Annotated in this window: 10 protein-coding genes; 5 read left to right on the top strand and 5 right to left on the bottom strand. The window is 68.2% G+C overall.

From position 1 onward, the window contains the following. Positions 1 to 302 precede the first annotated feature (302 nt). On the top strand, positions 303 to 2,786 hold the full coding sequence (locus ABZX92_RS43825) for a M14 family zinc carboxypeptidase (RefSeq protein ID WP_355571776.1): 2,484 nt from the start codon (positions 303 to 305) through the stop codon (positions 2,784 to 2,786). A gap of 94 nt (positions 2,787 to 2,880) precedes the next feature. Here the strand turns inward: ABZX92_RS43825 and ABZX92_RS43830 are convergent, their stop codons facing one another. The 3 genes from ABZX92_RS43830 to ABZX92_RS43840 are packed head-to-tail and all read right to left on the bottom strand — an operon-like array spanning position 2,881 to position 4,132. After that, entirely contained in the window at positions 2,881 to 3,249 is a 369-nt protein-coding gene (locus tag ABZX92_RS43830; RefSeq protein ID WP_355571778.1) for a VOC family protein, read from the bottom strand. Further along, complete coding sequence (locus ABZX92_RS43835) at positions 3,250 to 3,615, bottom strand: SgcJ/EcaC family oxidoreductase (RefSeq protein WP_355571780.1); 366 nt, start codon at positions 3,613 to 3,615, stop codon at positions 3,250 to 3,252. Continuing rightward, positions 3,563 to 4,132 (bottom strand): hypothetical protein, encoded by a 570-nt coding sequence (locus ABZX92_RS43840; protein ID WP_355571782.1) that lies wholly within the window; start codon positions 4,130 to 4,132, stop codon positions 3,563 to 3,565. Before ABZX92_RS43840 ends, ABZX92_RS43835 begins: the two co-directional genes overlap by 53 nt. Positions 4,133 to 4,278: 146 nt before the next feature. On the opposite strand from ABZX92_RS43840, the gene ABZX92_RS43845 reads away from it, so the two are divergent. After that, positions 4,279 to 5,226, top strand: coding sequence for a LysR family transcriptional regulator (locus ABZX92_RS43845; RefSeq protein WP_355571784.1), 948 nt, complete (start codon positions 4,279 to 4,281; stop codon positions 5,224 to 5,226). Positions 5,227 to 5,229: 3 nt separating this feature from the next. On the opposite strand, the gene ABZX92_RS43850 is transcribed toward ABZX92_RS43845, so the two are convergent. Together ABZX92_RS43850 and ABZX92_RS43855 are read right to left on the bottom strand one after the other, a co-directional pair. After that, positions 5,230 to 6,390 carry a PQQ-dependent sugar dehydrogenase gene (locus ABZX92_RS43850; protein ID WP_355571786.1) on the bottom strand — a complete coding sequence of 387 codons (1,161 nt, stop codon included), beginning with the start codon at positions 6,388 to 6,390 and terminating at the stop codon, positions 5,230 to 5,232. Between the two features lie 10 nt (positions 6,391 to 6,400). After that, positions 6,401 to 7,303 (bottom strand): alpha/beta hydrolase, encoded by a 903-nt coding sequence (locus ABZX92_RS43855; protein ID WP_355571788.1) that lies wholly within the window; start codon positions 7,301 to 7,303, stop codon positions 6,401 to 6,403. Between ABZX92_RS43855 and ABZX92_RS43860 the strand changes: the two genes are divergently transcribed. The 3 genes from ABZX92_RS43860 (at position 7,302) to ABZX92_RS43870 (ending at position 9,266) form a co-directional block, all read left to right on the top strand. Continuing rightward, on the top strand, positions 7,302 to 8,246 hold the full coding sequence (locus ABZX92_RS43860) for a 2-hydroxyacid dehydrogenase (protein WP_355571789.1): 945 nt from the start codon (positions 7,302 to 7,304) through the stop codon (positions 8,244 to 8,246). The genes ABZX92_RS43855 and ABZX92_RS43860 overlap by 2 nt on opposite strands. 80 nt (positions 8,247 to 8,326) lie before the next feature. Continuing rightward, a complete protein-coding gene (locus tag ABZX92_RS43865; protein WP_355571791.1) occupies positions 8,327 to 9,058 on the top strand; it encodes a DoxX family protein in 732 nt (243 codons plus the stop codon). Positions 9,059 to 9,068: 10 nt separating this feature from the next. After that, a complete protein-coding gene (locus tag ABZX92_RS43870) occupies positions 9,069 to 9,266 on the top strand; it encodes a hypothetical protein (RefSeq protein WP_355571793.1) in 198 nt (65 codons plus the stop codon). The last annotated feature ends 26 nt before the right edge of the window (positions 9,267 to 9,292 follow it).

Genomic DNA, 9,292 nt, shown 5'->3' on the forward strand with positions numbered 1-9,292 from the left:
CGGCCGGTTGGGTGTGACCAGCGGCGATTTGATCAAGAGTTGGTGGTACTTGCAGACGCCAACAGAGCCAATGCCGTGGAATCAACCGGCTAGGCCGTTCGGGTGGTTGTCATCGTTCAACGAACTGAACGCGCTGGTCAGCGGTGATTTGTAACCTATTGGCTGCTGCGGTTGGTGAACTTTTCTCGCTCACTCGCGAGATCTTGTGCCACTCTCTTGGTTCAGGTCTTGACCGAGGGGAATGCAACGGCCCGCCTATCGGCTCTAGTCGATAGACGGGCCGTTGTGCGAGAAACGACCGCATGCGCAGAACTCTGCTCGCTGTTCTACTGGCGGTCACCGCGGCGGTGGCGGCGCCCGTCAACGGAACAGCACAACCGTCGAACTCCGACCGAGAACCCGGAAACGGGCCTGAGCGCAACGAAGTCGCTGCTCTGGACACGATTTCCGCTCAGGCGATCCAGGCCAAGGGGGAGAACAGGTCTGATCGCTACCAGGGCTATCCGCGTAGGACAACACTCAGGACATATCCCGAAAATCCGGCCGACAAGACCATCAAGCTGAACCTGGCGCCGTACCACTCGCTCGCGCCGAAGCTGAACGCGTTGCAGCAGAAGAGCAACCGGATCTCGGTCGAGGTCGCCGGCCAGTCCGGACTGGGTCGCGACCTGTACCTGGTCACGCTGACCGCGCCGGAGAGCCCGGTGCAAACCCGTCTGCAGGAACAGTTCCGGGCGAACATCGAGGAAGGCCGCAAGGTTCCGGCCGGTCTCTACAAGGCGCCGATCTGGATCAACAACAACATCCACGGCGACGAGTGGGAAGGCACCGACGGCGCGCTGCGGGTCATCGAGCACCTCGCCACGTCGAACGACCGCGACGTGCAGAACCTGTTGCGGCGCAGCAGGATCTACTTCAACCTCACGGCCAACCCGGACGGCCGCGTCGCGGGCACCCGGCAGAACAACGCGGGCTTCGACCTCAACCGCGACTTCGCCACGAGCTCGCAGCCCGAGAACCGGGTGATGCGGGACATCGTCGAGCACACCCAGCCGTTGATGATGCTGGACGAGCACGGCTACTCGGAGAACACGCTCATCGAGCCGACGACTCCGCCGCACGGCCAGAACTACGACTTCGACCTGTACATCAAGCACGGGTACGCCAACGGTCTCGCGATGGAGAAGGGCGTGCAGGGCCTCGGTCATCCCGAGACGGCACACCCGGAGATCCCGTTCCGCGACTACGACCCCGGTGTGTGGGACGGCTGGGCGCCGATCTACACCGCGCAGTACTCGATGTACCACGGCGCCATCTCGTACACGATCGAGATCCCGCAGCAGGTCAACCGTCAGGCGTACGACACTCTGCCGGTCGCTGAGCTGCAACGGCGTGCGCTCATCAACACCGACGTCGTCGAGTCCACGATCAAGACCACGATCGGCTACGTGGACGACCACCGCGGTGAGCTGATCTCCAACCAGGTCGAGATGTTCCGGCGGGGCAAGGCGGGCGAGCCGCAGCGCGAGATCCCGGACGGGTTCGTGCCGGGCTTCGGCCCGGAAGACCGCTACCGCACGGAGTTCCCACGCGCTTACGTGATCACCAACGACCGTTCGGCGCCGGCCGCGTCGAGGCTCGTCGACCACCTCGTTGCCCACGACGTGCGGGTCGAACGCGCCGAGAAGGCGTTCACGCTGGGAGGTAAGCGCTATCCGGCCGGGTCGTACGTCGTCGACATGCACCAGCCGAAGCGCGCGCTCGCGAACGTGATGCTGGAGCAGGGCAGCGACATCAGCGCCAAGGTCCCGGTGATGTACGACATCTCGGGCTGGAGCCACCGCCTGCTGTGGGGTGCTTCCGTCGACATCTTCAAGAACGGCTCGTTCGACTTCCGCGGCAAAGACGTCGTCGCGGCGGCCCCGACCGGCAACGTCGACGCTGCTCCTGGTGCCGATCTGGCGCTGACGTTGAACGATGCCAAGGACGCCCAGGCCGTCAACGACCTGCTCGGCCGCGGCATCACGTTGCGCCGCCAGGACGACGGCACGATCGTGGTGCCGGCCGCCGAAAGGCTCGCGGCGTCGGAGGTCGCCGACCGCTACGGCGTGCGGTTCACCACGGCCAAGGCGGGCGGAACGGCGTTGCAGCGCAAGACGATCGCCGCCGCGGTCGGGCCGGACGAGCTGCAGGTGCTGCGGGAGTCCGGGTTCGACGTCCGCACGATCTCCACGGCCGTGCTGAACGCGGGCTTCGACTGGTCGCGGATCGACGTGCTGTTCGTGTCGTCCGGCCTGAACTACCCGCAGCTCAACGCCACCGCGAAGGCCGGGCTGGACGCGTTCCTGCAGCGCGGCGGGGTGATCACGCGGGGCGCGACCGGTGGCAAGTTCAACGTCGACGCTCACCTGCTGCAGGCCACGCCGGTCGCGGGCTGGGAGGACGCCAACGGTGTCGTGAACGTGGTCAACGGCGCCGGACCGGTCGGCACCGGCGCGCTGCCGCAGTCGTTCGTCTACTCGCCGCAGTGGTTCACGAACCTCGGCGCGGGTGTCACGGTCGACCAGCGCTACGGCAGCACGGTGATCTCGTCCGGCCACTGGCGTCCGCGGGACAACGGCACCGGCGGCCAGCCCGACGCCGCAGGTCAGGCCGCAGTGGTCTCCGGCACGTCGGCGGGTGGGTCGAAGGTGGTGCTGTTCGGCACCGAACCGATGTTCCGCAACCACACCAAGGGCTTGTACGCCCAGGTGGCGCGGGCGATCTACTGGACCGGCACCCGCTAGGAACAGGGCAGGGCGGGGAAGCCCCGACAGCCTTCCCCGCCCTGCTCTTTCAGTACCCCGCACGAGGGTTCCCCGGCATTCCGCCGGAGAAACGTCAGGCGTCCGCGGCTCCAGGTGGCAGGAAGCCGTGGGCCGAGAGGTCGAACCAGTTCCCCTCGGGGTCGATCGCCCGGTACTCCGCGAACGGCCGATCTCCACCGCGCAGCGCCGGCCGAGGCTCCAGCGTCTCCAGGAACGGCTCGACCGACTCCACCTGGAACCCGAAGTGGTTGAACCCGGTGGGCACGTCGCCGTCGAGCCGCTGCTGGATCAGTGCCAGGTTGACGTACCCGTCGGTGACGAAGTGGCTGCCGTCAGGATCCGTGTGGAACAACGACATCCCGAACTTCGACGTGTAGAAGTCGGCCATCTCCTTCGCGTCCTGCACGACGAACGCGATGTGGCGCAACCGAGGCCTGCTCATTCACTTCCCCTTCGGGATCATGTTGTGGAACGCGGCGATCTCCCACCCGCCGGAGCGCTGCACGACGACGGCCTGCGCGTGGGTCGTGATGCCCGCAGGGGCGATGGACGACGTGACGTGCACGAGCGAGATCCCGTCGGCCAGCGGCCTGATCAGGCTGATCTCCGCGGTCAGCTCGGTGTCGCGGTACGGCCCCGCGAACAGCTGCCCGTGGCCCAGAGCGACAGCGCGCCTTCCGAACAGCTCCTCACCGCGCACGGTCACGAAGTCGACGTCCTGGGCGAAGACCGAGGCGAACGCGTCACCGTCGCCGTCAGCCCAGCCCTGCTCCATGCGTTGCCACAGCGAATAGATCTGTTCGGTCATGTGAAGTCCTCAGGGGCAGGCGCAGGCACTCGGCGTCCCACGCGGCAAGCGAGTAGTAGAGGCCGCCGTGGCGGCGTTCGAGGTAGCAGACGACGTTCACGGGCCATCCGCTGCTGCGGAACATGTGCTCGTCCATCGGCGTCGGGTTGTCGCTCAACGGCCGGTCGCGCTCGCACTCGGGCCCGAGCCGGTGCCAGTCCGGGTGCAGGTGGATCGAGCCCAGGACGTCCAGTTCCCTGGCGTCGGCCGCGCGCGTGATCGTCAGCAGGTCGGCCGGATCGAGCCACCACGCGCGCACCGGGTTCTCGTACGCCGTCCCGAACCGCGGCACGATCGTGGACGCGAACTCCTCCCGCGCGGACGGGTCGGTCAGGCGGGCGTTGCGGCCGAACGCGACCTCCTCGACCACCGCCTCGCTACCCGCCGAGCGGCCCAGCAGCACCGCGAAACACGGTCTCGGCTCGTCCTCGGTGATGAACGAGTATTCAGCGGACGCGGCCTCCAGAAACGTTTTCACTGCGCGCTCGGAAAACAGCACCGCATCGGTGTGCGTCGCGCGCTCGGCCAATTCCATCACGCGACCGAACGTATCGAGACCGCCGCGTCTCACGCGAGATTCCGGAGGGTATTGGGGATATTACATTGAGCGATAACATGAGTCGTATGCGTCTTGAAGTGCGGCACCTCGAACTGGTCGTGGCGATCGCGGACTGCGGCAGCCTGCGCAAGGCGGCCGCGCGTCTGCACCTCACCCAGCCTGCGGTGACGACGCAGCTCAAGCGCATCGAGGACCATCTGGGCGGCGCACTGTTCGTCCGTGCGGTGGACGGGGTGAGGCTCACTCCGGCGGGCGCGGATTTCGTCCAGGAGGCGCGCGTGATGCTCACCCAGCTGGTCACTCTGCAACGCGTAACGCGCCGTAACACGCTCAGTGCCAGCGCTCCTACCAGGCTCGCCGGAATCCCCGCTTATCACTTCGGACTACTCGTGAGCGCGCTCAAGGACAACGTCACGAGCCGCACCATCAAGGAAACCGGGACGCTCACCGCGTTGCTCACCACGGGTGAACTCGACCTCGCGGTAATGCGTCGATTTCCCGGTACTCCGCTGACCCTTCCGCCGAACGTGGGACACCGCTTGCTCACACGCGAGCCGCTGTTCGTCGGAGTGCCCGAGTGCCATCCGTGCGCACCGCACGACGAGATCCCGCTCGAAGCACTCGCCGAGGACAAGTGGATCATGCCCGAGCCGGACGACAGCGGCATGAACGCCCACTTCGCGCGGGAGTGCGCCAAAGCCGGGTTCGAGCAGCGGATCGCGCACTTCAGCAGCGAGGCGCACGTCGCGTCGACGTTGATCAGGGAGTCCGGCGCGGTGTGCCCGCTCTACCCGGTCGGCGGCACTCCGCCCGGCGTCGCGCGGCTTCCGGTCATCGGAAACCCGCTGGTCCGCGAGGTCGTGCTGGCCTGGCGGCTGGACGCGCCGGTCGCGGAGGAGATCGACGACCTGTGCGAGCAGGTCGCGGCCGGGTATCTCAGGCTGGTCGAGGAGAGCGACGTCTACGCGCGCTGGTGGCGCAACGGCGGGAGCGAGTTCGCCCTGCTCGGGTAGAACTCAGTCCTTGCCGGCGTTCTGACCCGTGCGCACCATGATCGCGACCCGGTCGTCCGACGACACGGGCTGCCCGCCGACCTTGTTGATCGTGCCGATCAGCGCGGACGAGTCGTTCAGCGCCTCGATCGGCCCGATCCGGCCGTAGCCGCCGGCGTCGTCCATCGTCAGGGTCGGCTTGCCGGTGAACGCGCCGACGGAGTTCATCGGCAGGTTCTGCAGGCCGGGGGTCTTGGCCGTAGCGACCCACAGCAGGTCGGTCAGCGACGCGCAGCCCATCACGCCCGGCCGGTCCGGCCACGTCCACGCGGCGTCGCCGAGCTTGCCCGGCACGACGTGGTAGACGGCGTCGAAGTTCGCCGACCAGTCCGTCACCCAGATCTTCTGGGCGTCCGCGGACACGCACAGACCGCCCGGCTGACGCAGCCCGGACGTGATCACCGGGCTGCCGGCCGTCGGGTTGCCCTGGGCGGGCTTGCCGGAGCCGTCGATGCGCAGCACCTTGCCCGCGAGCGAGTTCGGGTCGGCGGCGAGCGCGGGGTTCCCGGCGTCACCGGTGGCGACCAGGATCCCGCCCCGGCGGTCGCTGGCGAGCACGCCGCGGTTGCCGGACGGTCCCTTGGGGATGCCGGTGAGGATCGGCTTGGGCGTGTCACCGGGCGCGATCCTCAGCACCCGGTTGTCCGTCGCCGTCGTCACGTAGACGTACGCGAGCTGGTCCTCGGCGAACGTGGCCGACAGCGCGAGCCCGGTCAGCCCGCCGTCGGCCGACGCGTCCACCTCGATCTGCGCGATCACGACCGGGTCGACGTCCTTGGTGACCTTGACCAGGCGCCCGCCGCGTTCCGTCGCGTACGCCGCGACGCCGCCCTGGGCGTCCGCGCCGATCGGGGCGACGCCGGTGACGGTGTTGAGGCAGGTGGCGATGACCGCCGGGTTGAAGTCCTTGCAGCCCTGCGGCGGCGGCACGCTCTGCGGCGTCTGCCCCTTGCCCTGCTCGCCCGGCGCCGGCCGGAACTCGCCGGGCAGCTCGGGCTTCGGCCCGGCCTGCGGGGTCAGCTGTGGTTGTGCGCTCCAGCTCGTGGGTGCCGGCTCGTCGGGAAAGCTCGCACAGCCCCCTGCCAGCAGGCAGGCGGCGGTCAGCAACGCGATGGAACGAACCACGACGCCCAGGCTAGGTCCGCGACCGTGAACCCTCAGTGAACGCCTCGGCGGTCGCGAAATCGACCGAACGCACCCGGTCCAGCAGGAGATCGAGTTCGGCGCTGACGATCTCGGGCGCCTCCAGCGGCAGGTAGTGGCTGCAGGGCAACACCCTCAGCCGTGCCTGGGGCAGCGCGCCGACGGGACCGGCCATGCTCTCCGTGGTCGCCAGCAGGTCGTCCCGCCCGGCGAGGAGTGTGACCGGGCACACGATCGGGCTGAGGTCCTGGCGCTGCGTCTCGCCCAGCGCGAGTGCGAGCGTGAAGTACCAGCGCCAGTCGTGCTGCAGGAACCGGCCGACTGCCTGCGTCACGGCCTTCGGGTCGCTGCTCGGCTTGATCACGCCGCTGTGGCGCAACAGGAACGTCGTCACGTCCGTCACCGGGACGCGGTGCAGCACGCTGTCGAGCATCGGACCGGCCTGCTTGAGCACCCGCGTGCTCATGTTGCTCACGAACCGGCGGACGTTCCTGGGGATCACCGGCAGCATCGCGTCGAACGAGTCGCCCGGCGCGCCCGCGACGAGCAGCAGGCCCGCCACGCGTTCCGGATGACGCAACGCCAGTTCGGCCGCGATCGTGACGCCCATCGACCAGCCGATGACGACGCACCGCTCGATGCCCGCGTCGTCCAGCACCGCGAGCGCGTCCGACACGTGGTCGTCCAGCGAGATGTTGCGCTCGTCGACGGGCCTGTCCGAGCCCATCGTGCCGCGCATGTACCAGCTGAGCAGGCCGCCTCGGTCGGCCAGCGACGGCCACGACTCGGGTCCGGAGCCCACGCCGGGGCACATCAGGACCGGAGGGCCGTCACCCTCCGTCTGCCACGTTCGGATCTTCGTGCCGTCCCAGGAGATGACGTCGTGCTCCCGCATGGCAGACATTCTGACGTACGTTTGCCTCGTGACGCTCACCGTGCTCGTGCCAGATGACTTCGGAGTTCAGGCGCTGTCTCAGGTGGACGGTGTCCGGCCGGTCCGCTACACGCCGGGGCAGCCGCTGCCCGCTGACGGGATGGACGCCGAGGTGCTGGTGCCCAAGTTCCTCGCCGGCACCGACCCGCGTGATGTGTTCGCGCAGTTGCCGAACCTCAAGCTCGTGCAGCTGCTGAGCGCGGGCGCGGAGAACTTCGTCGGCAAGATCCCCGACGGCGTGCTGCTCTCCACCTGCCGCGGGGCCCACGGCGGCAGCACCGCGGAGTGGGCGATCGGTGCTCTCCTTGCCATTTACCGAGAGTTCCTCGTTTTCGAACGGGCTCGGGTCGAGGGCCGCTGGGACTACCACCTGACGGACACCTTGCAGGACAAGAAGGTTCTCATCGTCGGCGCCGGCGACCTCGGCGAGCAGCTGCAACGCCGGCTCGAACCGTTCAACGCCTCGTCCGTGCTCGTCGGCCGCACCGCCCGCGACGGCATCCACGGCGTGGACGAACTGCCGTCGTTGCTGCCGGAGTTCGACGCCGTGGTGATCTTCACGCCGATGACCGAGGAGACCAGGCACCTGGTCGACGCCAAGTTCCTGGCCGCGATGAAGGACAACGCGATCCTGGTCAACGGCGCGCGGGGACCCGTCGTCGACACGGATGCATTGCTCGCGGAACTGAATTCCGGGCGACTGCGCGCGGCTCTCGACGTGACCGATCCCGAACCACTGCCCGAGGATCATCCACTGTGGACCGCGCCGGGGCTGCTGCTCACCCCGCACGTGGCCGGATCCTGCACGGGACATGCGCATCGCGCATACGCCGTCGTCGCTTCGGAGATCGCTCGTTACGTTGCGGGGGAACGTCCGCGCAACCTGGTGAACGGCGCTTACTAGGGAGCCCCTAGTCCATTAGGGTGAACCTAAGCTGCCGTTCGGATCTCGCGCGCCCGTTTCGGGCCCCCTAGCGTGCGGGCGTGGCTACTCACGACAAAGGCTCGAAGACATCGAGCGCTTTCTCCGACGACTCGTTCTATTCGAGCAGCGGAGGGGGAGTGCACCACTTCGACGACAGCACCACCAGAGTCGACGGAGGCGCTGCGTCGCCGTACGACTCCACGACGAAGGCGTTCGACACCACGGGCTACACCCCGCTGGACAAGTCCACTGTGGACAACCAGGTGGACGACGACCCGTTCGACGACGACCGCAAGAAGTTCGGCTGGACCGCCGGCCCCGACCTCGGCCTGCTCGGGATGCGCGCCGTGCTGGGTGGCATCTTCGTGCTGCACGGCCTGCAGAAGGTCTTCGGTCTCTTCGGCGGTCCCGGCATCAACGGCTTCGCCAAGTCGCTGGAGTCGATGGGCTACCGCGAGTCGGTCGTCCTCGCCTGGGTCACCGGCGTCACGGAGCTCGCCGGCGGCAGCCTGATCGTGCTGGGCCTGTTCACGCCGCTGGCCGCCGCCGGGCTGCTGGCCGTGATGGCGAACGTCATCGCGCTGAAGTACAAGGGCGGCTTCTTCGGCCCCAACGGCGTGGAGCTGGAACTGGCACTCGCGGGCATGGCGTTCGCGGCGCTGTTCGCCGGGCCCGGCCGGGCCGCGCTGGACTACAACCGCAGCTGGTTCCGCCACCCCGTGGCGGCCGGGTTCATCGCACTCCTGCTCGGAGCAGGTGGTGCGGCGGTGACGTTCTTCGTGTTCCGGTAAGAACACCCCTGTGCGGAAGAACCTGACGGGAGCGCTGCTCCAGCTCGCCCTGCTGGTGATCGGGATTCCGGTCGTCTACCTGGTGGCGGTCCCGTTCGGGCTCACCGCGAAGTCCCTGCTACCGCCGCTCGGCCTGCTCGCGGCATGTAGCGTGAGGTCATGCGGGCGTCGTCACGGGTCCGGTGCTCGTCGGCACCCACGATGGTGAGGGCCGCCTCGCCTGCACCGGCCACG

It is taken from the genome of Lentzea sp. NPDC006480 (assembly GCF_040611995.1).
Lineage (GTDB): Bacteria > Actinomycetota > Actinomycetes > Mycobacteriales > Pseudonocardiaceae > Lentzea.